Consider the following 23,800-nt stretch of genomic DNA (forward strand, 5'->3'; position numbering starts at 1 on the left):
GAAAGCGGGGCGCGCCTTCCCGGAGCAGGGCGGCACTTTGAGAGGGGACATTGGGATGACGGGCGGAGAGCGAAGGGGCGGACGGAGGATCGAGTTTTTTGCGCCGAGGGCCGTGGGGCTAGAAGAGGTGTTGCAGGCACGGGAGCGGCGCCAGGCGGCGCAGCGGGCTCTGCTGGCGCGGTGGGGAACGCCCCTCGTCAGCCTTTGTATGAACGTCCCCGGCCCCGTCAAGGATACGCCCCTGATCGAACTGGCCTTCCGTCATGGACTTGACGAGCTCGAGGCGCGTCTGCCCCCGCCCCTGGCCATGGAGGTGAGGCGGGATGCGGCTGGGCCGGAGGCCCTCCTCGCGTTCCGGATGGAGGCGCCGGCGCTCAAGGTCCTAGGGGAGGCGGTCGAGGCGGAGGCGCCCGTGGGGCGGCTCCTCGACGTGGACGTGTTGGACGGGGAGGGACACAAGCTCTCCAGGGCCGTGCCCCGCACCTGCATTGTGTGCGGCGGGCCGGCCTTTGACTGCGCCCGCAGCCGGGCCCACGGGTTGGCTGCCGTCGAGGCGGCAGCGCGGGCGCTCCTGATGGGCTGGGCTGCGCCGCGCTTTGCGGAGGCGGCGGAAGCCGCGCTGTTGGAGGAGGCGCGCCTCACGCCGAAGCCCGGCCTGGTGGACCGGTCGAACAACGGCGCCCACCGCGACATGGACCTCCCCATGCTGGAGAGGAGCGCCAGGGCGCTTCGCCCGTACTTCGAGCGATTCTTCAGGGCGGGAATGGATGAGCCGGACCGGTTCCTCCCGCTGCGGGGGATCGGCGTGGAGGCGGAGGCCGCGATGATGGAGGCCACGGGGGGCGTCAATGCGCACCGCGGGGCGATCTTCGCCCTGGGGCTGCTGCTGGGGGCGCTTGGGGCGTCGCTCCTTGACGGGCGGGACGTCCTTCAGCGCGTGGCGGCCCTGGCGAAGCAGAGGCGGGAGGGAGGCGAGGGGTCCCACGGCGCGTCGGTGCGCGCCCGCTACGGCGCAGGCGGGGCGGTGAAGGAGGCCATGGCCGGGTTCCCGACGGCCTTCCGGGCGCGGGCCGCTCTGGAGGCGAAGGGGCCGCTGACGGCGCTCCTGGGGCTCCTTGCGCGCTGCACGGACACTAACCTCCTGTATCGCGGCGGACGGAAAGGGCTCCTCCTGGTCCGGGCGATGGCGCGGGCCGCCCTCTGCCTGCCGCAGGGGATGCACCCCTGGGCAGCGCGGGGCATGGACCGCGTGATGATCCGCCGGAACCTCAGCCCCGGAGGGTCCGCGGACCTCCTGGCCCTGGCCCTCTTTATGGAGCGGGCGGGGCTGTAGGGAGGTAGAGGCAGGTCGCGTGTCCCGTGGTGCGCGGCGAAGGGCGCGAGGCGTAGTCGTCGGAGTTGCTGCGCTCCAGCAGGACGGCTTCCCCGTTTCCCAGGGTCTGCATCAAGGCGAGGAAGAGCCGTGCGCCGCGCCGGCAGTCCACGTCCAGCCCACCGATCTCGCCCGTGCGAAAGCCCCTCAGGACCGCCAGGGTCCGGTCGTCCTCCGCGTCGGACTCGGCCCGCGGCTTGTAGTGGGACAGGTCCATGCTCAGGAGCACCACGCCCCCCTCCTGGCGCAGCAGGCGCGTCAGCACGCGGTGCGCGCGCAGGAGCTCCATGTCGCTGGCGCCGGTCCGCACCAGGAGGCACAACACCTCCGCGCCGGGAAAAAAGCGCTGGACGCGCGGGATGTGTTCCGTGACGCAGTGGTCCCGCTGCACGGCGTCGTCCTGGCGGGGCATGGCCCAGGAGAGGGCGCGCGCAGCCGCCGCGTCGCCGGACAGCAGCAGGTCCCCTGCGGGGGTCCTCCAGTCCGGCGCGCCCAGGACGACGCCCGCGCGGGCCCGGCCGAAGTGGTCCGGGCCGATGATCACGACGCGGGCCGGGGTTGCGTCCTCCGAGGCTAGCCGCTCGTAGAGGTGGTCGATCATCGCTCCGGCCACGCTGTGGTGTGGGGCTAGGGCCCCGACGACGCGGGGAGCGGCCTCCGCCGCGGAAACAAGACAGGCGGCGGCCGCCAGGGCCGCCGCAATCCGTCTGAGTCGATTCGATAAGCTAGTCATTGACCTTGTTCTGCCAGTAGGGGAGGGCCGTCTTCAGCTCGTCCTGACGCTTCTCGTCGTAGACGAGGGCCTTCCACTCATCGTCGTCCATCCGCTTTTCCCCCATCGGGGTCGTGAAGGTGTAGTAGGAGAACATGTAGCCCTCCGTGACGCGGAATCCGCCCGACTTGTCGTTGACGTAGACCCGGAGCTTCCTGGGCGTTCCCGTGCCCGTGAAGAGGACCTCGCCCGTCGGAACGGAGGTGGCGACGTCCGCCACGAGGGCCATGCGAAGCTGTCGCTGCGCCTCCTCGCCCACGATCTCACCGATGTCCTCGGGCAGGACGGAGGCCAGCCTGAAGCTCAGCAGCTGCTCGAAGTCCTCCCAGGTCATGGAGTCGTCCAGGGCGCGTTCGGCGATCGCCGTCAGCCCACGCATGTCCTTGGCGAAGGACATCAGGTTCGCCGCGTAGTACTCCCGCCATTTCTCGTTCTCCTTGGGCAGGAGCTTCGTCAGGGTTTCCACAAGGCGGTCCGCGGCCTCTGCCAGGGCGCTGTAGAGCGCCGGAACGGGCTCGACGTAGCTGCGGGGGATGGGCAGCTTGAAGGGGCCGGGGATCCAGAGGTCTCCGCCTCCGTCCCCCATCTCCGCGCCGCTCTGCTCCGCGTAGAGGATCGTGTCGTGCTTCAGCTCCGTCATCGCGGCCTCGGCCGTGATGAGCTTCTTGTAGCCCCAGGCCGGACGGTTGGCGAAGAACTGCTTCGATCCCGCCTCGGCGAGGTACGCCCGGACGAACTTCAGGACGTCCGTGTAGACGTTGTCGCCGTCCTTACCGGTCGAGTAAGCCTCCCAGAGGTCGGCCATGGCCCGCTGATTTTTCTCGTAGTCCTTGAACTTCCCGTTCGGCTTCATCTCGGCCTGAGCGGTCGGGGAGCCTAGCACCGCCATGACGTCCAGCGGGTCCGGGAGCGGCCGCATGTCCTCACGCGTGCTCGTGGCGGGGAAGGTCAGCGCGTCGAAGACCATCGCGTCGAAGGTGACGCGCCGGGGCAGGACGGCGAACTTCTTGCCATCGAGCTTCTGGATGACGCTCTTCTTCCCCGCCGCATCGAGCGCCTCCACGAGCGCCTTGACGCGGTCCGGCTTGGCGAGGTCCCCCAGCTTGAAGGGCTTGAGGGCCGCGGACAGGTCGTCCCACGAGTTGACGTTGGAGCTGCCCACCAGGTAGGAGATTGGGTCGGCCAGGGCGCGCCAGCGCTTCTGGACCTCCGGGGTGCTCAGGATGTGGTTCAGGATGAGCGTTGCCGCCGCGCCGTTCTCGCTGTCCAGTGGCCAGGCGGTGCCCAGGAGGTAGGTGGTCCGGAAGTAGGCCTTGAGCCCGTCGTTCATCGTGTAGTGGCCCCTGGGGCCGAAGAGGGAGAGGTCCTGCGGCAGCTCCGTGAAGGGGTTGGTCTCCAGGATGCCGGAGCCGCGCATCGCACCCTCCGCAAACTCCCGGACCTCCGCCGGAACGTTCCCCTTGCCGTTCGACGCCAGGTAGAGGCCGAGGGCGATGAAGTCCTTGACGTTGGCCGCGGCCGTCCGTCCCGGCTCGGAGGCGGAGAGCTGCTTCGGCAGCTTCGCGGCGGCGTCCCTCATGGCGTTGAGCAGCCCCGTGACGCGGGGAGCCAGGGCCTTCTCCTCCAGCTTCTGAAGGGAACGGTCGAAGTAGAGGTGGAAGGCGTGCATGGGCAGGTCCGCCGTGATGAACTTGGCCGTCAGCTCGTCCATGTCCGAATAGCAGTCCACCAGGTCGTCCTCGTTGATGAAATCTCGAAGCTGAGGGGCCGGGTCGAGGTAGAAGCCGTTCTTCAGAAGGGCGGCGCGGGCTTCCTCCTCCAGGGAGGCTGGCAGGTTCTCCTCCTCGACGCGGGTCAGGTCGGGCGACGACGCGGACAGGTCCCTGAGGTCCTCCGCGCGCAGCCAGGCCTGGCGGTTGTCGGAGCCCGAAAACGCCGGGTTCGAGGCCCCCGCTTTTTCCTGGAGTACCGAGAGGGCCTCGCGATCGGCTCCCTCATCATAGTTCGTGTAGAAGGTGCAGAGGACCCACAGGGCGCCATCCTCCCCCTGCTTCTGGCCCAGCGCCGTCACCACGGCGCCCCGGGGAAGCGTGAACTTCGAATAGTCCGAGAGGGGCAGGCTCCCCGGCAGGAGGTACGGCATGGCGCCGTCCTTCAGGACCTGCCAGGGACGCGGGGCGAAGCCCTCGTGCTCCGGCATGGGGACCAGGAGCTTTTGCTCCACGAAGCCCAGCAGCTCCGTCCCGTCGGGTCCGGCTTTGATGGAGAGCCAGCCCTCCTGCTTCGAGGGCTCCGCCTCAAGGGTGTCGCCGTAGGCGATGCAGAAGGTGTTCTCCTCTTCCTTCGGCTGGTAGGCCTCCCATCGGCCGTTGGGGGCGGCCTTTACGTCCTTCAGATCCTCGAAGACCGGAGCTACGGGGCTTGTGACCACCCAGCGCTGAGCAGCCTCGGCGGCGCCCGTCAAGAGCGCCGCCAGGAGCAGCGCAAACAAGGGGCAAATTGCCGAACGTCTTAGCCATTTTCCTTTCATCTCGTACATCCCTCCAAAAATACAAATGGTCGAATGTGGCCGGAACCCTCCGGCCCGGCTCCGATTATAACCTGAGGCGGGCCGTTCCGCCGCCGTCAATTTCACCGCTTTAAGGCGGTCATTCGTACAGCCGGCCCGCCCAGTAGGGGAGGCACTGCTTCAGCTCGTCCTGCCGTCCGCCGTCCCGAACCAGGGCCTGCCACTTTCCCTCGGTCATCTCGGCTCCCAGGGGGCGCGTGAAGGTGTAGAAGGAGAGCGTACGCCCCTCCGTGACGCGGCTTCCCCCCGATCGGTCGTTGACGTAGACGAGGAGCCTGCGCGGCGCGCCCGTGCCGACGTAGAGGGCCTGTCCGGCTGCAGGAGACGCGGCGGCCTCCGCCAGGACGACCGTGGGGGCCCCCTCTGCGGGCAGGCGAAGGTGCTGGATGCGGTAGAAGTCGTCGTAGGTCATGGCGTCATCAATGGCGCGCTGCGCGATGCCGGCAAGGTGGCGTATCTCGCTGGCGAAGTCCGTCAGGCCCCGGACGCCAGGGTCCGGATTGCCGCCCAGAAGGGGGGCCGCGAAGGCCGCCAGCCGGTCCGCGGCCTCCGCCAGGGCGCTGTAGAGGGCCGGCGTGGGCTCGACGTATCCCCTGGGGAGGGGCTGGGCGAAGGGGCCCGGACGCCAGGTCCCTTCGAGGTCGCGTCCTGTGGAAACGCCCCCGCCTGCGGGCGCCTCCGCCGAGCTCCCCAGCTCCGTCAGCGCGGCCTCCGCCGTGACGAGCCTCTTGTAACCCCAGGCCGGCTGCGTCGCGAAGTACTGAGCCGGGCCCTTCCCCGCCGGAGCGGGCGCTAGGTAGGTGCTGAGGCACCTCAGGGCGTCCGTTCGGAGGCTGTCCTCCTCCCTGCCCGCCGCGTACCCCGCCCACAGGTCCGCTGCAGCCCGCAGTGCCTGGTCGCTGCCCCGGCTCCCCGCGAACAGCGAGAGCTCATCCCGCGCCGGCTGGGACCCCAGCGCTGCCATGACCTCAAGCGGGTCCGGCAGCGGAGTTGGCTCCTCGGCTGCGGCCTCCTGGGGCGCGACGGGGAGCCCGAACGCCCGCGCCTCGAAGGAGGGGCGAACGGACAGGAGGGCGAACCTGCGTCCTGGGCCGCCGCTCCCCTGGTCGAGCTCCGCGAGGGCCGACATCAGGGCCTTCACGCGGTCCGGGGCCTTGAGGTCCGCCAGTGTGAAGGGCTCCAGGACCGTGGCGACGCCGTCCGCTGGAGCCAAGGTCCCCCGCAGGTATTGGAGGGGCGCGACGAGGGCGCGCCAGCGCGCCTGCACGTCCCTCGTCCTCATGAGGCGGTTCAGGATGAGGATGGCGGCGGCTCCCGTCTCCGTGTCGGTGGGCCAGGCCGTTTCCAGCAGACGCGGGGTGCGGAACCAGGCCTTCATCTGGTTGTTCAGCAGGTAGCGCCCCCGCGGGGCGAAGGCGGCGAAGTCCTGGGAAAGCTCCGTGAAGGGGTTGCGGTCGAGGCCCCCCGTGCCCAGCATCGTGCCCCAGGCCAGGTCCGTGACCTCCGGCGGGACCTCCGTCACGCCGCCCGTGGCGAGGTACGCGGCCAGGGCGATGAAGTCCTTGACGTTGGCTGCGGCCGTCCGGCCCGGCTCCGAGGCGGAGAGGTCATCGGGCAGGCGCCGGGCGGCGTCCGCGAGGGACCTCAGGAAGTCGTGGAGCAGGGGCAGGAGCGCCCGCTCCTCGACCCTCTGCACCGCGCGGCCTGCGGAGAGGCGGAAGGCACAGAGTGCCATGTCGGCCGTGATGAAGCGCGCCCTCCGGGGGGCTGCGGCCCCGCCTCCGTCGGGCCCCAGGATCGGGTCGGGATCGACGTAGAAGCCGCTGTGGGTCAGGAACTTGCGCTCGTCGCGGCTGAGGCCCGGAGGAAGGGCCTCAGGGGCCACCTGCGTCAGGTCGGGGGATGTGGCGGCCAGGGAGGTCAGGGCCTCCTCCGGTGCCCAAGCGCAGCGGCGGTCCGACCCCGCGACCGGCCCCGCTCCGGACCGGTCCGTTTCAAAGACGCAGAGCAGCCAGGCCCGGCCCTCCGAGTCCACCGCGCGGCCGGAGACCGAGGCCACGGTTCCGCGGGGCATCCGAAGCCCGTCGTAGGCGGAGAGGGGGAGGGCCCCAGGCAGGAGGAAGAGGTCGGACACGTCCCGACGGGCCTGCCAGGACTGGGCGGGAAAAGGCTCGTAGTCCGGCATGGGGACCATGAGCCTCCGCTCCACGAAGCCCGACGTTTCCCGTCCGTCCGGTCCCCGTCGGAGGGCCAGCCAGTCCGCGCGCTCCGACGGGTCCGCGTCAACGACGTCGCCGTAGGCCATGACCAGAGCGCCCGCGTTGCCGCGGACCTCCGCCCAGCCTGCGTCGGGCGCCGGGACCGCGCCCTCCAGCCGCTCGAAGACGGGGACGATGCGCCCCGAGGCGACGTAGCGCCGGGCCCCCTCCGCGGGGGCAGGGGGGAGGGCCGTCAGGACCGCGAGGGCCGCGCCGATCGCAAGGTTCAGACACAAATTAGGATGTTTCACCGTTTCAACACCTCGGTTTTATCCGCCGGAAGCTTTGTGGAACGGTTGCCCTTTCGGAAGACCGATCCTTCGAGTTACGGCCTTTTGTCCCTTATTCTATCGTAAACTTTCGTAAACTTGAAGGTTTTGCCAGGGCGCGGCAGGGGCGCGATCCAAGCGAGCGGCCCCTTTGAAAAAAATCGGTGGGATGGCCCTTCTCCGGACAGCCGGCTCCGTGCTTCCATGAGGCACACGGGGCACGGACCGGGGTGGTCCCGTGCCGGGGCTTTTAAATTTCTGGAAGGGACAGGAGGGGCAATAGGCGATGGAACAGTTTTTGAGGTTCCTCAACCGGCTTGAGGAGGAAAAAATTTATTACCGGCTCAACAAGGTTCAGGAGGAGGCGGTGATGGTGGAGATCGCCGTTCCCGGGGAGCGCTGGGAGGTCGAATTCATGGAGGACGGGTCCGTGGAGGTCGAGAGGTTCGTCAGCGCGGACGGGGTTTCCGGCTGCGTAGACATGGACCACTGCCCGGAGCTGGACGATCTCTTCGAGAGGTTTTCCGAGTAGCTGTAGCGATGAGGACTAAAGCGGCCTGCAGGGCCATCGGCAACCGGTCAAATTTTTTTGTCCCCGCGGCCGCCGCGCTCACCGGGAAAGCTTCAGGTCGAAGCGCCGGAGGCGTCGTGGCTTGTCCCCCGACGCCTTTTGTTCGGGGGAGGGGGAATTGGCCACCGGCTGCTGCGGAGTGCGCCTCAGGGTGTGGGAGCCGCAGCAGGAGTAGACCCGAACGTTGTTCTCCAGGAACCACGTTACGTTCTTGTAGACGTCGCGGGTCCGCGACCTGATGCAGACCTTCCAGCCCGTTTCGGGCATGGTGTCGAAGAGGAGGCGGCACCGCTCTCCCCCGTCCTCGTAGTCGAGGTCCCCGGAGGCCGTCGAGAGGACGGTCCGGATCGTTCGGACGAAGTCCGGCCCGGCGTCACGGACCGCGGGGCGCATCAGGGCCGATGGCCGGGAGCTCGCCAGCACGACGCCCTGCGAGTCCAGGACGTCGGCCGTCAGGGAGTCGGGGAGGGCCCGGGCCACGACGAGCTTCTGGAGCTCGAACACGTCCATGTCGCAGGTCACGAAGCCCCGCCACGTTTGACCCCTCGCCCACACGGGGTAGACGGCGGAGACCGAGGGGGTCCGCGTCAGGGGATGAATCCGGAACGGCCGCCACAGGACCGCCTCCGCGTCCTCCGGAACGGCCTCGGCGTCGTCCGGGAAGCCGTCGATCGTCGAAACTTCCCCCGCCTCCCGAAGGGCGTACTCCGCGAGGGGCCTTCCGTCCGCAAAGGCCTCGGCCGGCAGGCGGAGGCCCAGGCTGCCCGCCACGTCGTAGGACGCGAGGTAGCGGGCCGGAAGGGACTTGCAGGCGAGGGCATCGCCGGCAGCGCCGCATCGTCCCGCCTCAAGCGCCGCCTTTTTGAGCAGGACGCCCGTCCTCAGCGTTTCCATCTGGATGGAGTTCAGGAGGGTCGCGATCTCGGAGCGGACCTCCTCGCGCAGCTTGTCCGGGGCGAAGCGCAGGACCGCGCGGTAGCCCAGGACCCCCGCCGCGGCTGCAAGACAGAGAAGACAAAGGACTCTGCGGACGAAAAAGCTGCGTTTCTCCATCGGTGCGAATCTCCCTTCCCCGTGCCTGACGGGCACGAACCTCTTTTAATTCTACACCCGATGCACCGCTGCCGGACGTTGTATAATAAACCATCGTCCTCCTGTCGGCGGACGCAGAGGGAGGTGTTTGCTCGTGGTCCTGTTTCGTTCTCGCGGCGGCCTGGCTATAGCGGCCCTTTGCGCTGCGGCGGCTCTGGCTCTGGGCTTCCTGTGCTGGCGGAGCACTGGACGCGACCCCATCGTGCTCACGATATGGCACAACCCAACGGGACACGTGGAGGACGCGCTGACCGTGGCCGTGGACCGCTTCAACCGATCGACGGGGCGGAAGCACGGCGTCGCCATCCTCGTCACGAACATCGCCAAGGCCGAGATCATCCACGAGAACCTGACGTCCATCGCAGAGGACGCGCCGGGAGCCCCGGAGCCTCCGGACATCGTCGTGGCCTATCCCAAGTCCGTCCTGCCCCTGATCGAGAAGGGACGGGTGGTCCCCTTTGACGACTACTTCTCCCAGGAGGAGCTGGCCCGATACGTCCCCTCCTTCATCGAAGCGGGGCGCATCCACGGCGGGAAGCTCTACTCCTTTCCCATCGGCCGCGGGTCGGAGGGCCTGATCCTGAATCGCACGCTATGGAACCGCTTCGCGCAGGACACGGGCGCGCAGTTGTCGGAGCTGGGGACCCTCGAAGGGCTGTTCCACGCGGCCGAGCGCTACTACCGTTGGACGGACGACAAGACGCCGAACGTCCGGCACGACGGGGCGATGTTCTTCATGGTGGACAACCCCTTCAACCTGCTTCAGGCCGCCTTCGCTCAAATGGGGGAGAACCCCTTCGTGGACGACGGACTCAACACCGAGTCGCCGACCTATCAGCGCGTGTTTCAGCTGCTCTTTGAGCCGAGGGCGCGGGGCTACGCGGCCATCTACAAGGGCTACGGAACGGACCTGGCCAAGACGGGGCTGCTCCTGTGTTGGACCAGCGCTACGGCGGGCATCACCTTCGTGCCCGACCGGGTGATCTACCGGGACAACACCTCGGAGCCCGTGAGCTTCGACATCCTGCCCTTCCCCGTGCTGGAGGGGGGGAAGAAGGCCGCCATCCTCCGATCTGGAGGCTTCACGCTCCTGCGCAGCACGCCCGCGCGGGAGGCTGCGGCCGTCCTCTTCCTGAAGTGGCTGACGTCCCCGGACGAGAACCTCCGCTACGTCTACGGCACGGGCTACCTCCCCGTGACGCGGGAGGCGGCGGAGCGGGCCGAGGCGGAGTGGCGCGAAGGAGCCCGCGGTATCTGGAAGAGCTACATCGAAACGATCGGGGTCATGCAGCGCGAGTACGCCTTCGTCCCCCAGATCCCCCTGCCGAACTACGGGGAGCTCGAGATCCGCTACGAGCGGGCCCTGTGGGACGTCGCGTCGGAGTCCCGCCAACGCTATCGGGACGCCCTGGACGCCGGGATGAGCGATGAGGACGCCTGGAACATGGCGTCGAGAGGGGCCTATGAACAGTTCCTCGACCGAACCCGGTGACGCCCTCAGGCGCGCGCTGCGGCTGAAGCTCTACGCCTTCTTCGCCGCGATCGCGTTGACGGTGGCCGCCGTCGTCTTTATGGCCCTCCTCCTGACGGGGGGCGTCAGCCTGGGGGACCGGCGGGGACGCCTGGCCTTCGACAACGAGCTGAACCGCCTGGCCGCCGGAACGGAGCGCCGGCTGGGGGAGCTCTCGGCCATGGCCCTGCAGCTCAGCCGGATGATCTCGCGGGGTGCGGAGCAGTTCCTATCTGCGCGGGACCTCTCTCCGGATGGGCTGATGCGCCGGCCGGAGCTGTTGGAACCGCTTCTGGCGTCGCAGTTCGACCTCCTGATGCTCTCGCTGCAGCGCTCCCGCGCCACGGGGGCCTTCATGATCCTGAACGCCACGGCCAGCCTGCGCCTTCAGGAGGCCGTGACCTCCCGATCGGGGCTCTACCTCGTCAACTGGGCCCCGGACTTCGTCAACGGGTCCGCCCTTCAATACCAGCTGCTGCGGGGCCCCGCGGGGATCGCCCTGGACCGCGGATTCGCCATGGAGAAGGAGTGGGGCATGGAGTTCGACGTCCAGGGCGCGGACTACTTCTCCCTTCCCCAATCGCGGGCGGAGGAAACCCCGGAGGAAGCGGAACACGTCTGCCTGTGGTTCCCGGCGGCGCCCGTCCGGGGCACGGCGCGGCGTGCCATGCTGTGTGCAGCGCCCCTCGTCGATTCCCAGGGGAACGCGTTCGGCGTCTGCGGCTTCGACCTCACGGACCTGTACTTCAAAAGGACCAACGTCCCCGCCTCCAACATCTACGAGGGCGCCTTTTGTGCACTGGTCCCTATAGACGAGACGGGGCTGGACCTGTCCGGAGGCCTCGTGTCGTGGCGTTACTTCGTCGATGAGGGGCCGGGTGGCGCGGGGGTGGGAAATATCCTCCGCACGGCGAGCCGGGAGGGGCTGACGGTGTATCAGGCCGAGGACGGCAGCGGCCTGGTGGGGGCCCATCGGATCTTGAGGGTGCAGCCTACGAACCTGCCGGAGGGCGCCAGGGACTTTGCCTTTGCCCTCCTGGTGCCGAAGGAGAGCTACGATGCGGCGAGCCGCGCCCGAGCCCTCCGGCTGGCCCTGCCCTTCGCCATCGCGGCGGGGGTGGGGGTCCTCCTCTCGCTCTGCCTCAGCCGGCTGTACCTGCGCCCCGTCCTGTCGGGTTGGGCCTCAGACGGCTTGATGACGGCGAACCCTCAGGAGCTGGACGAACTCGCCGAGCTCTTGAACGCCCATCCGGACGACGCCCGGAGGACGGCCGGAGTGATGGGTGCAGAGGAACGAACCTTCAACGAGCGCGCGGCGACCCTTTCCCCCGCGGAGCGCGCCGTCTTCGACCTCTGCCTTCAGGGCTGTTCCGCGGGGGACGTGGCGTCCGCCCTCAACATCAGCCCCAACACGGTGAAGACCCACAACCGAAACATCTTCGCCAAGATGGGCGTTTCCTCCCAACGCGAACTCCTTACCCTGTACATCGGCATCCTGAAGGCGCGCCGGCGGACCGGACCGCCGACCCCAACCGCCTGACCCAGCCTTGAGGTGCACTGCGGCAGAGCCTTGAGACCTAGATTTTTCGGCTCATCCTTTGGGGTGAGTCGAAGATCAACCCTCTTTAACACTGAATTTTCGTTCAATTATTGACCTGCTGTCCTCTTTGGAGCTCTCGCCGCAAATCCTGCGGGGGGGTGATGACGCGTGCCCTGACTTCGCGGTATCCTTCTGTCATGCTGAAGTTTTGAGGGCGCGGGGGCCCGGCGTCCTCGGATGGGCGGTCCCTGCGGAAGGGGCGGCCGGAAGATCGAGAGGAGGCTGTTTCTACATGACGGCGTTCAAGAGGGATCTGATGAGCTGGAGCCGTGACGACCTTCTTCTGATGGCGTTGACGGCGTACTTCGAGGGGATGGACCTGACGCGGCAGGAGCGTCGCGTGGCGGTCATGCTGGCGGAGTCGAGGAGCGCCAAAGAGATCTGTTCGACGATCTTCATCACGGAAAACACGCTGAAATACCACATCCGCAACATAAACCGCAAGCTGGGGATCAGGACCCGCCGGGAGATCCCCGGCCTCCTTGCGGCTCTGACCTCGGAAGCGGAGCGCAAGGGATGGCTCCGGCGGCCCGCAAAGGTCGTCAGCCTGGCGGAGTTCCGCGCCAGGCGGGGCCTTCAGCCGGCGGCCCTGATTTGATATTCTGTGTGAGGATGCGCTGAACCCCCACACACTTGGGTCGCACGCCCCGCTACAGGGACTGCAGCAGCATGGCGTGCAGCTCGCGGCGCAGGTCCGACAGGTCCGGAATGGGGTCCGCCGTCAGAGGGTTGACGAGCAGCGCCGCTGCGATCCCCAGGTCCGGGACGAGCCAGAGGGAGGGGCCGGAGAGGCTCGCGTTCCCCACGCCCTTCGGAAAGACGTCGGATAGGCTCCAGCCCAGGCCCCAGCCGCCGCCGTGGTCTCTGAAGGACTCCTCCACGGCCTTGTGCCGAAGCCACTCCTTGTCGCCGGCGGAGCCGCCGTCCAGGTAGATGCGTCCCAGCTTCAGCAGGGCACGGGCGGAGGCGAAGATGCCGGCGTGCCCTGCCACGCCCTTGAAGAAGTAGAAGGCGTTGCCGTCATTGGCCGTGCCGACGATGGGGCGGTCCGTGGGGCGGAAGCCCTCGAAGGGGAGCCCCATGTCGGCACACCGCTGCGCCTCAGCCCGGTTCCCATTCTCCGTTTCGGCGCAGATGCCCGCATCCACCGGTCCATAGGTCGATGAGGCGCCGATCGCCGCGTTGAGGTCCGTCAAGGACTCCTTGAGGCCCGCACATTTAGCGCGGACGACCTCCCCCAGGATCATAAAGTTGATGTCGCTGTGGAGGGGCCCCTGGGCGGCGGGCTCCACGGACAGGACGTGCTCCAGGACGTCCCAGAAGCTTCCCTGCCGGGCGTAGAAGGGGTACCAGGCCGGGATGCCCGAAGCGTGGGCGAGAAGGTCCCGGACGGTGAGCCGCTCAAAGCGCGAGCGCGTGGCGGGGCCCAGGGGGGCGAAGGGCAGAAGCTTATCGAGCCGCTCCTCCAGGGCAAGGCGGGCCAGCGCTTCCTGGTGCAGGATGGCCGTCGTGGTGTAGAGCTCGGTGACGGAGCCCAGGTCAAAGAACGTTTCCAGGCCACAGCCCATGGAGAGCTCAAGGACCGTTTTGCCGTTTTTCGAAACGGCGCAGACGGCCTTGGTGAAGCTTCCGCGCGCCCTGTAAGACTCGAGAAGAGCGCGAACGTCCTGCTTCATATCCTTCATTTTTGAGAGAAACCCCCATTTCATACGAATTTGACGCGAACAAGCCCTTTGGTAGCGGTCCGCCTGCGCTCAGGCGGACCCGACAGGCCATGTGCAGAACCCTTGGGCGCACCCTCCCTGCAGCGTCGAGAGGCCCCTCGACGCCCGTCAGGGCCCTTCGTTGACGCCATCGGCCACGTTCTGTATTTTAGCAGAAGCGGTGCGGCGTTTCTGTGCAAGAATGGCATGAATGGCGTCCAATGCCGTTTTTTATCCGTTCCTCGTGTTAAAATAGACCGTAAGGCTATCGTGAACGTATGAGCGAACGTGCGTCGGCCCGACGTTCCGGGCTGTGCTGGAGAGCTTTTGGGAGGTCATTGATTTTATGTCGGAAGAGAAGATCGAGGGGCCGCTGGCAGGGGAACGGATCCTTCCCCTGCCATTGGTGGGGGAGATCAAGGACAGCTACCTCAACTACGCGATGAGCGTCATCGTCGGCCGGGCCCTGCCGGACGTGCGCGACGGGCTGAAGCCGGTGCAGCGCAGGGTGCTCTACGCGATGTCCGAGTTGGGGCTCCGCCACAATTCCGCCTATAAAAAGTCCGCCCGCATCGTCGGAGAAACGATGGGTAAGTACCATCCCCATGGCGACAGCTCCATCTACGACACCATGGTGCGCCTGGCGCAGGACTGGAGCCTGCGGTACTGCCTGGTGGACGGACAGGGCAACTTCGGGTCCGTGGACGGGGACCGGGCCGCAGCCATGCGCTACACGGAGGCCCGGCTTCACGAGCTGGGCGAGCTGATGCTGGCGGACATCGACGAGGACACCGTGGAGTGGGGGCCGAACTTCGACGAGTCCCTCAAGGAGCCCCTCTCCCTTCCCTCCGTCCTGCCCAACCTTCTGGTAAACGGGAGCACGGGCATCGCCGTCGGCATGGCGACGAACATCCCGCCTCACAACCTGCGGGAGGTGACGGATGTCCTCTGTTGGCTCCTCAAGGAGGGGATCAATCCGGAGGAGGCCAGCTTGGCGGACCTCATGGAGCGGCTGCCGGGGCCAGACTTCCCCACGGGAGGCCAGATATTGGGACGGCAGGGCATCTACGACGCCTACAGGACGGGTCGCGGCAAGGTCATCGTCCGCGGCCGGATGCACGTGGAGGACGGCAGGCGCGGCAAGGTGAACGTCATCGTCACCGAGATCCCCTACGCAGTGAACAAGACCACGCTGATCGAAACGATGGTGAAGGCGGCCCAGGACAAGGTCGTCGACGGGATTCAGGACATCCGCGACGAGTCGAACCGGGAGGGGATGCGGATCGTCCTGGAGCTGAACCGGGACGCCAACCCGGACCTCGTGATGCGCCAGCTCTACAAGCGCACGCAGCTCCAGACGACGTTCGGCGTCATCAATCTGGCCCTGGACCGACAGACCCCCAGGCTCCTGCCCCTGGCGAGCATCCTGGGGCTCTTCCTGAGCTACCGGCGCGACGTGGTGCGCCGCAGGACCCAGTTCCGGCTGAACAAGGCCTCGGCGCGGGCCCACATCGTCGAGGGGCTCTTGAGGGCGGTGGACCGGATCGACGAGGTGATCCGCCTCATCCGGGAGGCCGCGAACGACGACGTGGCGGAGCAGGGACTGATCGACCGGTTCGGCTTCTCCCAGCTCCAGGCTCAGGCGATTTTGGACATGCGCCTGCGCCGCCTCACGGGCTTGCAGCGCGAGAAGCTGGAGGAGGAGATGCGCCAGCTTCAGGCGGACATCGCGTCCTACGAGAGGATTCTGGGGGACCCCCGGACGTTGGACGGGGTGATCCGGGACGAGCTGGCGGACCTGGGGAAGCGCTTCGGGGACGAGCGGAGGACGGAGATCCTGGACAGCTACCTGGAGACGCCGGATGAGCAATTGATCCCGGAGAGCGACATCGTCGTGGTCCTCTCGAAGGACGGCCTGCTGAGGCGTCAAGACCTGGAGTCCTACGCGCTGCAGGGGCGCGGCGGCAAGGGGCGTAAGGGAGCAGCGGTGCGAGAGGACGACAGCGCCGCCCTGGTCTGCGTCACCCACACCCACCGCGACATCTACTTCTTTACGAACCGGGGCAGGGTCATGTCGCTAAGGGGCTTCGCCATTCCGGAAACCCGATCGGGAGGGAAGGGCCGGCAGATCGCCTCCCTCCTGCCCCTGGAGGACGGGGAAACGGTGGTGACGCTGGCCAGCGAGGAAACGGGAGGGGAGAAGTGGCGGTACGCCTTCTTCCTCACGCGGTGCGCCATCGCGAAACGCGTCCCCTTTGCCGAGCTCATGGACTCCAACCGGCCCCGCCGCGTCATCACCCTGGACGAGGGGGATGAGATCGCCCAGGTGCGCCTGACCCGTGGCAAGGACGACCTCCTGCTGATGACGGCGGGGGCGAAGGCCCTGCGCGTCCCGGAGGAGGAGTTCCGGCCCATGGGCCGCAGCGCAAGAGGCGTCCGCGCCATGAACCTTGCGGGGGACGACCACATCATCAGCTGCGACGTGGTGGGTGACGATGAGGACGTCATGCTGTTGAGCGAGCGGGGAGTGGGGAAGCGCACGCGCTTTGACGAGTTCACGCCGCACCACCGGGCCACGGGTGGGATGCTGGCGATGAAGATATCGGAGAAGACGGGGCGCCTCGTGGCCTGCCACGCGGTGCACGAGCAGGACGAGATGCTCGCCGTCACCGTCCGCGGACGCATGATCCGGGTAGCGGTTCAGGAGATACGGCTGCTCAGCCGTGCCGCTACGGGGGACATTACGGTTCGCCTCGACGAGGGGGACCTGGTGGCGGACTGCAGCATCGTGCGCGCGGACGCGCTCCGGTCCGACGAGCCGGACGGCAGCGAGGCGGGCAGCCTGCCCTTTGAAGCCCCTGACCTGGCGTAAGGAGTTTGCCATGAGGTTTGCCAAAGATGGGTTCTTCACGATCGCGGCCTCCGTTCTGCTGACGGCGCTTGCCGCCCCTTTCTCCTTCGCCCTGGGGGCGGTGATGGGGGCGTTTGCGCTCTTCGTCCTTTGGTTCTTCCGGGACCCGGACCGCAGCACGCCAGACCAGGGAAACGCCTTTTTCTCCCCGGCGGACGGGCGCGTCGTGGAGGTCCTGGAGGTCGAGCACCCCTTCACAGGGCCCGCCGTCCGGGTGGGGATCTTCATGAACGTCTTCAGCGTCCACGTGAATCGAGCCCCCTGCGCGGGGCGGGTGGCTTTCCTGGACTACGTTCCGGGAAAGAAGGTCGCCGCCTTCGCCGCGAAGGCCTCCGAGGTCAACGAGCGCAACTTCGTCGGCCTCTCGACGGCCCGCGGCCCGGTCATGATGGTGCAGATCGCAGGGCTGCTTGCGCGACGCATCGTCTGCCGCCTGAAGCTGGGCGACGCCCTGGAGGCGGGGCAGCGCTATGGGATGATTCGCCTGGGGTCCAGAGTTGACATCTACCTTCCCCGCGAGGTAAGATTAACAGTTAAGATCGGAGATAAGGTGTATGCCGGGGTCTCCCGTATAGGAGAGGTGGAACGATGAGTTTCTTCAGGAGAAAACGGGGTTCTGCGCGCAAGCCGCTGGAATTTCGGCAGATCGCGCCCAATATGGTCACCAGCGGAAACCTGCTGTGTGGGGTGTTCTCGCTGATGTTGACGACGCAGGGGCGGTTCGTCCCGGCGGCGTGGCTGGTCTTCTTCGCCGTGATCTTCGACGGCATGGACGGCAAGGTGGCCCGCATGCTGGGCGGCGGCTCCCAGTTCGGGCTTGAGTTCGACAGCCTGGCCGATCTGGTCAGTTTTGGCGTCGCGCCCTCCATCCTGATCTTTCAGACGTCCCTCCGGGGCTTTGGCGGCCTTCTGGGGGCGGTCGCGGCCTGCTTCTTCGCGCTGTGCACCGCGCTGCGGCTCGCGCGGTTCAACGTGGTTCACGTCCCCGGCCCCTTCCAGGGGCTGCCCGCGCCGGCGGGAGGGCTCTTTGCCTCCTCCTTCGTGCTGGCGGGTACGGACCTGCCCGCAGGGGTGATGGCGGCGGTCCTGGCGCTGACGGGCTTCCTCATGATCTCCAGCATCCCCTACGCCAACCTCAAGAAGCTGACGAAGCGCAGCGCGGATCGGAGGAAGTGCCTTGTGCTCTTCTCGCTCCTGGTCCTCTCCTTCGCGTTCCTCAGGAACGCGGCCCCGCTCTTCCTCTTCTTCGCCTACATCCTGAGCGGGCTCCTTCACTTCGACTGGGGACGCTGGCTTTTGCGTCCCGAGGCTCGGGACGAGGAGCCGCGCTCTCACGAGGCCCACTAACAGAGGCGACGCGAGAAGGACGTAACACGGAGGGTCGTTCGTTCAGGGCTTTTCCGTCGTTTAGGGTGAGATATTGAATCAGTTAAAAAAAAGGGCGTCCATCGGGACGCCCCTTTTTCTAGGCTTATCCTATTGCAGCACCGGCGCGCTCACGCCCTTCTCAGGTCAGAACGGCCAGGAGGGGAGGAACGCCGCCGGGTTGGGGAAGCGCTGGCCGATGAAGCCCAGTATCTGCGGTCCCCAGAGGAGCGTCAGGTAGCATCCCACCGCCAGATAGGGGACCAGCGGGACGGCGTCCCCCCGTCCCCACCGCACGCGGCCCATCAGCATCAGGAGGACGATGCCGAGCCCTCCGACCATGATGCCGAGGTAGAAGGCCAGGAGGGTGAGCTTCCACCCCATGACGGCCCCCATGCCGCCCATGAAGAAGGCGTCGCCCCAGCCCATGCCCTCGCGGGAGAGGATGAGGACGGTAACCAGGATGATGACGGCAAAGACTCCCCACCCAACGGCCACTCCCGCCAGCCCGTCCAGCAGCGCCTCGCGCCCACCTGCGCAGCGAAGGAGCATTCCCGCCACGCCGGGGGCGATGGCGAAGGCGTCGAACACGTCGCCGGACTCGAAGTCGGTCAGCGCGTTCAGAAGGAGGCTGAAGAACGCGAACAGGACGAGGACGCCGGCCCAGGAAGGGCCCCACCGCCAGGCGGCCCCGGCGGCCCCGGCCGCTCCGATGAGCTCCACCAGCAGATAGCGCGGGGAGAGCGACGCACCGCAGGATCGGCAGCGTCCTCTCTGGAGGAACCAGGAGAGGATCGGGATCAGCTCGCAGGGAGTGAGGACGTGTCCGCAGGCCTCGCAGCTCGAGCGCTCCTTCCCCCACCAAGGGCGCCCCTCGATGCTGCGGTGCGCCACGACGTTCAGGAAAGAGCCCATGCAGGCCCCCAGCACTGCGGCCAGCGCGACGAAGAATGGAAGCGCAGACTCCTCCGACATGGTCAGGCTCTACTTCTTCCTGCCCTTATCGCTGTACAGCTCCTGACCGTAGGAAACGGGCTTGCGCTGAGCCGCAGCCGCCGCGGCCGCCCGCATCTGGGTCAGGGATTGCTCGAACTCCTTCGCCAGCTTCTGCCGGCTGTCGTTCTCCTGCAGCTCGCCGCCGCGCGGCATGTCGCGCTCCAGGTAGCCCAGGTCCACCAGCCCCTGCACGTCGCGGATGTCCGCGCCCAGAGCGTCGGCCAGAGTTTCGACGTTAAAGGCCACCTTCGGGTTGTCCCTCAGGTAGTTGCGGACGTCGAGGTAGAGGTCGTCGAGGCGCTTCTGGCACTCGGGGCATACCCTTCCGCCCGCTGCGGTGAATATCTTGCGGCACAGTCTGCACGTTATCAAAGCCATGTCCGTTACCTCCTGCGTTGACGGGCGCCGGGGACGAAGCTCCGCCCGCCCGATTGTGTTAACGAAAAAATCCCCAAGCGGCATTACCTCCCTTATTGTACAACATCCTGCGGGGTTCTTTGCGTGTCGCGGCCTCGTCCCATGCGGTCCTGACGATGGGTCGCCGCCTTGGGATTCGCAGGCGAGCGGGCGCTTTCGTCCTGTCGCCATAAGGGTATAGTCGTGGCATTGAGCAAGCACTACTTATAAGGCTATCCTTCAGCGCTTCCTTGTAAATTTCCACCTGAAAGCGGTCTTCCAAAAAGCTGGATATCCGTTCCCGAGAGAATTTGGAGGAGACGTTTTGAAAAAAATGATCTTGTGACGAACTGGGTAGGGTTTGGAACAAAGCGCGCGGCTTCCGGTGTCCGGGGGCCGAGCGCCTCTCGTAGCCTTTCGTATTCAAAGGGAGCCTTAATTCAGCCGGTCCCGCAGCGCCACAATTTCGTCCATGGACAGGCCCGTCGCCAGGGCGACCTGCTCCAGCGTGAACCCCAACGTCAGCATCCGCCGCGCGGTAGAGGCGATGCCCTCGTTCCGTCCTTCATTCAAACCCTCGTCCCGACCTTCGTTCCGCCCCGCGTTTCGACCCAAAACGAACCCTTCGTTTAAGCCCTCGTTCCGGCCTAATGCGATGCCCTCGTTCAGAATTGTCTTCGCCTCGTACTCCAGAACCCGTCCTCCCATGATGGATTTCACTCCTTCCCTGACTCTGTCGCTGCCTTCGGCGATGTGTTCCAGTACCTTGCCGGACATCTCCTCAAGCGTGTGTCGCACGTACTCCGTCAACCTTCCGGCCTCGCTCAGCGCCGCAAGACGGTTCTTGATCTCCTCGTACTCGGACATCAAGCCCCTCAAGGCGGCATCATCCCTCTCGTACTCCGCGAAACGGCCCTCGTGGGCGAAGATGCGAAAGGGTATGAGGAACAGCAGCCCCTTGGCGAAGATATCGTCCGCGGTGTAGCGCTGGGCCTTCAACACGGGTATGTTGTAGTCGGCGGACTTTTTACCGGGCAGCTCGATGCGGATGGTCATGACGTCCGGCGTGGAGGCGCGGTGTCTGAGGTACAGGACCGCCGAGTGGGGGAACCGCACCGTCAGTACATTGTTCTCGATCTCTCCCGCGTCCAGAGCGATCTGCGAGTCGTACTCGAACATCCGGATCAGCATGGTGTTGTCAGCGGTGCTCTGGCACTCGATGTGGTACCGTCTGGGCTTCTGCCCCTCTTTGCGAATGGTGAAACAGGAGTCCGTGATGCGCTCCTGTTCCTGCCCATCCTGAGCGTTGATGAAGTGCTCGTTGGGGTAGAACACGACGGCTTCCTGCCCGGAGTAGGACTCGTGAAAAATCTCGTTGACGACGGGGATGATGAGGCTGGAGCAGTCGTTCAGCAGAGTCCGAAACACGTCGTCGTAAGGTGTGTTGACGGTCATCCCGAATCGTCCTCCTCTCCGTCCTCAACACCATTATAGCAAAGGTGTGGAGGAGAAAGCGGAGGTTAGACTACAGGGCAAGCGCGCAGCGTGCCGCGTGGCTGGCCCGGCAAAAACTACCCGAAAAACTACCCGGCGTGGGGGTGGCGCACAAGGGCCGGATAGCGTAAGCTGGTAGCGTGTGGGGATGTTCGGGCCGAGCGCTGAAATTTGCTCCGGAAAGCGAGGAGGGATGCCTGTGGCCTTTATCAAGTCTGTGGCGCCGTTTGGGACTGGCGCCTGGTTGGGGGATGGAAAGCGGCAGCGTGACGATGGCGAAGCTCTCTTCTGGGAGAGTCGACTGAGCTTGAGACAGGAGGAACTGCGATGAAAACGAGAAGAATTCTGGCTGTGTTGTGCGCCGTTCTGCTTTTGTCGGGGGCCGCGTCGGCCCTGACCGGCGCGGAGTATCAGGAGATGCTGAAAGACCCCGGTTTCGCTGCGGCCGACAAGGCGCTGAACCAGGCCTGGAGCGAGGCGAAGAAGATCATGCCGAAGGCCACGTTCGAGGCGCTGAAGAAGGAGCAGGATGCGTGGGTCGCCAAAGGCCGGGACAAAGAGGCGAAGGAGCTCATAGCGGACGGGATGCCGGCCCCGAAGGCCTATGCCCTGGTCACGGAACTACGGAAGGGGACGATCCAGACAACCGCGGAAGAGGCTTTCCTGATGGGCAACCCCTCCGGGGTGCAGGGATTTTACGTCCGCAAGGGGAAGGGCGGCGAGGACGGATGGCTCAAGGTCTACAATCGCTCCCTTCCCGATCTTGAGGCGAAGATCGAAGCCGTTAGAGTGATCTCTCCGGAAAACGCGAACGTGGGCGAGCTGTCCGGCAGGGGGCGCTTGGAGGATGGAGTTGCGGAGTTCGTCGATCCCCAGGCCGAGGAGGCCCGGATGACCGTGACCTTCAAGGGTGACACGGCGACGGTGACCACCTCGGCCGAGTTCAAGAGGAGTGGCTGGTGTGGTATGGGGGTTGTTTTGGACGGAACCTACGTGCGCCAGAAGGCGAAAAAGTAGCCTGAGCACGAGGAGAGGGCGCGTGGAGTTGGGCGCAGCTTCTTCTCTTGCGCCGGATGAGGGGTTGGCCTTAAAATAACGCATAGAGATTTGTCTTTTATTTTTAAGGGGGGACTCGTAATGAAACCGACGATCATCGATCACATTGGCGTCGCCGTGAAGAGCATCGACGCGGCGCTTGAGTTCTGGGAGGGGACGCTTGGGGTTTCGTGCCATGGCGTCGAGGAGGTGGCGGAGCAGAAGGTGAAGACGGCCTTCCTGCCCTTGAAGGACTCCGAGGTGGAGCTTCTGGAGCCGACGGCGGAGGACAGCCCCGTGGCGAAGTTCATCGCCAAGAAGGGTGAGGGGATGCACCACATGGCGCTGCGCGTGGACGACCTGGAGGCTGCGCTGGCTGAGCTGAAGGCGAAGGGCGTGCGCCTGATCGACGAGAAGCCCCGCAGGGGAGCGGGCGGCGCGCTGATCGCTTTCATCCATCCGGCGGCGACGGGCGGCGTCCTGCTGGAGCTCTGCCAGCGTCAGGCGTAGGGGGCGGCCTGTTGGAAGAGCGCGCGGTGGGGCTTCTCATCGCCTTTATCAAGGCCCTTCCCCACCGCGTGGCCGTGGCCTTCGGCGGCCTGCTGGGGCACCTCTTGTGGCTCCTGAGCTGGAAGAAGGTCGACCGTTGCGAGCGGCGCTGCGTCCAGGCCCTGGGAGTGGGCGTGACGCTTGCGCGGGGGATCGTCCGTCGTTCTTTTGTCAACCTCGGCCGGTCTGCGGCGGAGTTCGTGCGGCTGGACCGCATCAAGCCCAGGCTCCAGGAGCTCGTGGCGATCGAGGGCACCGAGAACCTGGACCGCGCCCTGGCGCGGGGCCATGGAGCCCTTCTCATGGTCGCCCACATAGGGAACTGGGAGATGGCGGGGGCTCGCGTGGTCCAGGCCGGGTACCCGCTGGTCCCCATCTACACGCCCCAGCGCAACCGCGGCGGCCTGAACGACCTGATCCAGCGCCGGCGGACCCGCGCCGCCGGCATGACGATGATCCCCAGCGAGGGCGGAGGCCTGCGGGGGGTCTTCCGCGCCCTTGGCCAGAACGGCATCGTCTGTATTCTTCAGGACCTCGACGCCCGCGCCGATGGGGTGGTGGTGCCGTTTTTGGGGATGCCGGCCAGTGCCCACGAGGGGATCGTGAAGCTCTTTCGCCGGTTCGGCGCCCCCGTCGTCCCCGTCCTCTGCGTGCGCGCCCCGGACGGGATTCACCACCGCGTCGTCTTTCAAGAGGTCCTGAGCGACGAAGTGGATGAAGATGGAAATTCGTTCGGATTCAATATGGAAAAGTCCCTGCGGATGTGTCATAATGTTTTAGAGGAGTGGGTCCTCACCTACCCCGATCAGTGGCTGTGGCTTTTGGACCGATGGGAATCCACGATGCGCTGATCTTGGGGCTGGACCCGGGACGCGACAAGATCGGCTTTGCGGCGATGGCCCCGACGAAGGAGCTCCTGTTCTCGGGGGTCTTCCCGGCGAAAGAGTCGGGGGCGTTTCTGAGGAGGGTTGCACGCGGAAGCTGTTCGGCGGACGCCTTTTCACCTTGGCTGCAGGAGCGCCTGGAGGAGGGGACGCGCCGAGCTCTGTCGGCTGTCGTCCTTGGGGATGGTACTTACAGCGATGTCCTGATGAGGGCGCTTAAAGAGACTTCCCTGCCCTGCAGGATCGTCTGCGTGGACGAGCGGGGAACCACCCTGAAGGCGAGAGAGCTCTACTGGAAGCTGCACCGTCCACGTCCCTGGCAGCTTCTTCTGCCGCGTTCGATGAGGGTGCCTCCGCGGCCGCTGGACGACCTGGCGGCGTGGGCGATTGCCCTGCGCGGAGTGGATGCAACGGCGGCAATTCCGTCCCCAGCGTGAAGTGGGGACTTTAAAGA

20 protein-coding genes are annotated in these 23,800 nt (G+C 66.4%); 12 read left to right on the forward strand and 8 right to left on the reverse strand.

The window, feature by feature from the left end; genetic code table 11:
* The first annotated feature begins 55 nt into the window (after positions 1-55).
* Positions 56-1,333, forward strand: a complete 1,278-nt coding sequence (gene citX / locus ACO41U_RS01190; RefSeq protein WP_485941140.1) for a citrate lyase holo-[acyl-carrier protein] synthase — start codon at positions 56-58, stop codon at positions 1,331-1,333.
* On the opposite strand, the gene amrB is transcribed toward citX, so the two are convergent.
* From amrB to ACO41U_RS01205, 3 genes are all read right to left on the reverse strand, one after another.
* On the reverse strand, positions 1,311-2,105 hold the full coding sequence (amrB, locus tag ACO41U_RS01195) for an AmmeMemoRadiSam system protein B (RefSeq protein WP_298779746.1): 795 nt from the start codon (positions 2,103-2,105) through the stop codon (positions 1,311-1,313). The genes citX and amrB overlap by 23 nt on opposite strands.
* Entirely contained in the window at positions 2,098-4,674 is a 2,577-nt protein-coding gene (locus tag ACO41U_RS01200; RefSeq protein WP_485941141.1) for a DUF3160 domain-containing protein, read from the reverse strand. Before ACO41U_RS01200 ends, amrB begins: the two co-directional genes overlap by 8 nt.
* 118 nt (positions 4,675-4,792) lie before the next feature.
* Positions 4,793-7,222: a DUF3160 domain-containing protein gene (locus tag ACO41U_RS01205; RefSeq protein ID WP_485941142.1), complete on the reverse strand. Its 2,430-nt coding sequence runs from the start codon at positions 7,220-7,222 to the stop codon at positions 4,793-4,795.
* A 304-nt stretch (positions 7,223-7,526) separates the two neighbouring features.
* On the opposite strand from ACO41U_RS01205, the gene ACO41U_RS01210 reads away from it, so the two are divergent.
* Positions 7,527-7,772 carry a hypothetical protein gene (locus tag ACO41U_RS01210; RefSeq protein ID WP_485941143.1) on the forward strand — a complete coding sequence of 82 codons (246 nt, stop codon included), beginning with the start codon at positions 7,527-7,529 and terminating at the stop codon, positions 7,770-7,772.
* Positions 7,773-7,850: 78 nt separating this feature from the next.
* On the opposite strand, the gene ACO41U_RS01215 is transcribed toward ACO41U_RS01210, so the two are convergent.
* Positions 7,851-8,864 (reverse strand): cache domain-containing protein, encoded by a 1,014-nt coding sequence (locus tag ACO41U_RS01215; RefSeq protein ID WP_485941144.1) that lies wholly within the window; start codon positions 8,862-8,864, stop codon positions 7,851-7,853.
* Positions 8,865-8,997: 133 nt separating this feature from the next.
* Here ACO41U_RS01215 and ACO41U_RS01220 point away from each other — a divergent pair, with 133 nt between their 5' ends.
* The 3 genes from ACO41U_RS01220 (at position 8,998) to ACO41U_RS01230 (ending at position 12,611) form a co-directional block, all read left to right on the forward strand.
* Positions 8,998-10,395, forward strand: a complete 1,398-nt coding sequence (locus ACO41U_RS01220; protein ID WP_485941145.1) for an ABC transporter substrate-binding protein — start codon at positions 8,998-9,000, stop codon at positions 10,393-10,395.
* Entirely contained in the window at positions 10,367-11,953 is a 1,587-nt protein-coding gene (locus ACO41U_RS01225; RefSeq protein WP_485941146.1) for a helix-turn-helix transcriptional regulator, read from the forward strand. The genes ACO41U_RS01220 and ACO41U_RS01225 overlap by 29 nt, the downstream gene beginning before the upstream one ends.
* 292 nt (positions 11,954-12,245) lie before the next feature.
* Positions 12,246-12,611: a response regulator transcription factor gene (locus ACO41U_RS01230; RefSeq protein ID WP_485941147.1), complete on the forward strand. Its 366-nt coding sequence runs from the start codon at positions 12,246-12,248 to the stop codon at positions 12,609-12,611.
* Between the two features lie 52 nt (positions 12,612-12,663).
* Here the strand turns inward: ACO41U_RS01230 and ACO41U_RS01235 are convergent, their stop codons facing one another.
* Positions 12,664-13,698: a serine hydrolase domain-containing protein gene (locus ACO41U_RS01235; protein ID WP_485941148.1), complete on the reverse strand. Its 1,035-nt coding sequence runs from the start codon at positions 13,696-13,698 to the stop codon at positions 12,664-12,666.
* A gap of 364 nt (positions 13,699-14,062) precedes the next feature.
* On the opposite strand from ACO41U_RS01235, the gene gyrA reads away from it, so the two are divergent.
* Genes gyrA through pssA form a run of 3 tightly spaced genes read left to right on the forward strand, consistent with a single transcriptional unit; the run spans position 14,063 to position 17,974 of the window.
* Positions 14,063-16,588, forward strand: a complete 2,526-nt coding sequence (gene gyrA / locus ACO41U_RS01240) for a DNA gyrase subunit A (protein WP_298779767.1) — start codon at positions 14,063-14,065, stop codon at positions 16,586-16,588.
* A gap of 10 nt (positions 16,589-16,598) precedes the next feature.
* On the forward strand, positions 16,599-17,219 hold the full coding sequence (locus ACO41U_RS01245) for a phosphatidylserine decarboxylase family protein (RefSeq protein WP_485941149.1): 621 nt from the start codon (positions 16,599-16,601) through the stop codon (positions 17,217-17,219).
* Positions 17,216-17,974: a CDP-diacylglycerol--serine O-phosphatidyltransferase gene (gene pssA / locus ACO41U_RS01250; RefSeq protein WP_298779771.1), complete on the forward strand. Its 759-nt coding sequence runs from the start codon at positions 17,216-17,218 to the stop codon at positions 17,972-17,974. The genes ACO41U_RS01245 and pssA overlap by 4 nt, the downstream gene beginning before the upstream one ends.
* Before the next feature lie 165 nt (positions 17,975-18,139).
* On the opposite strand, the gene ACO41U_RS01255 is transcribed toward pssA, so the two are convergent.
* The 3 genes from ACO41U_RS01255 to ACO41U_RS01265 form a co-directional block, all read right to left on the reverse strand.
* Positions 18,140-18,967 carry a prepilin peptidase gene (locus tag ACO41U_RS01255; RefSeq protein ID WP_485941150.1) on the reverse strand — a complete coding sequence of 276 codons (828 nt, stop codon included), beginning with the start codon at positions 18,965-18,967 and terminating at the stop codon, positions 18,140-18,142.
* Positions 18,968-18,976: 9 nt separating this feature from the next.
* Positions 18,977-19,366 carry a hypothetical protein gene (locus ACO41U_RS01260; RefSeq protein WP_298779775.1) on the reverse strand — a complete coding sequence of 130 codons (390 nt, stop codon included), beginning with the start codon at positions 19,364-19,366 and terminating at the stop codon, positions 18,977-18,979.
* A 453-nt stretch (positions 19,367-19,819) separates the two neighbouring features.
* The gene (locus ACO41U_RS01265; RefSeq protein WP_485941151.1) at positions 19,820-20,839 is read right to left on the reverse strand and encodes an RpnC/YadD family protein; all 1,020 of its coding nucleotides are present in this window, start codon (positions 20,837-20,839) and stop codon (positions 19,820-19,822) included.
* 366 nt (positions 20,840-21,205) lie between these two features.
* Here ACO41U_RS01265 and ACO41U_RS01270 point away from each other — a divergent pair, with 366 nt between their 5' ends.
* From ACO41U_RS01270 to ACO41U_RS01285, 4 genes are all read left to right on the forward strand, one after another.
* Positions 21,206-21,895 carry a lysozyme inhibitor LprI family protein gene (locus ACO41U_RS01270; protein ID WP_485941152.1) on the forward strand — a complete coding sequence of 230 codons (690 nt, stop codon included), beginning with the start codon at positions 21,206-21,208 and terminating at the stop codon, positions 21,893-21,895.
* A 120-nt stretch (positions 21,896-22,015) separates the two neighbouring features.
* The gene (mce, locus tag ACO41U_RS01275) at positions 22,016-22,423 is read left to right on the forward strand and encodes a methylmalonyl-CoA epimerase (protein ID WP_298779781.1); all 408 of its coding nucleotides are present in this window, start codon (positions 22,016-22,018) and stop codon (positions 22,421-22,423) included.
* An 11-nt stretch (positions 22,424-22,434) separates the two neighbouring features.
* Positions 22,435-23,313: a lysophospholipid acyltransferase family protein gene (locus ACO41U_RS01280; protein ID WP_485941153.1), complete on the forward strand. Its 879-nt coding sequence runs from the start codon at positions 22,435-22,437 to the stop codon at positions 23,311-23,313.
* Positions 23,292-23,783 (forward strand): RuvC family protein, encoded by a 492-nt coding sequence (locus ACO41U_RS01285; protein WP_485941154.1) that lies wholly within the window; start codon positions 23,292-23,294, stop codon positions 23,781-23,783. Before ACO41U_RS01280 ends, ACO41U_RS01285 begins: the two co-directional genes overlap by 22 nt.
* Positions 23,784-23,800: the final 17 nt, after the last annotated feature.

It is taken from the genome of Fretibacterium sp., from assembly GCF_057312375.1.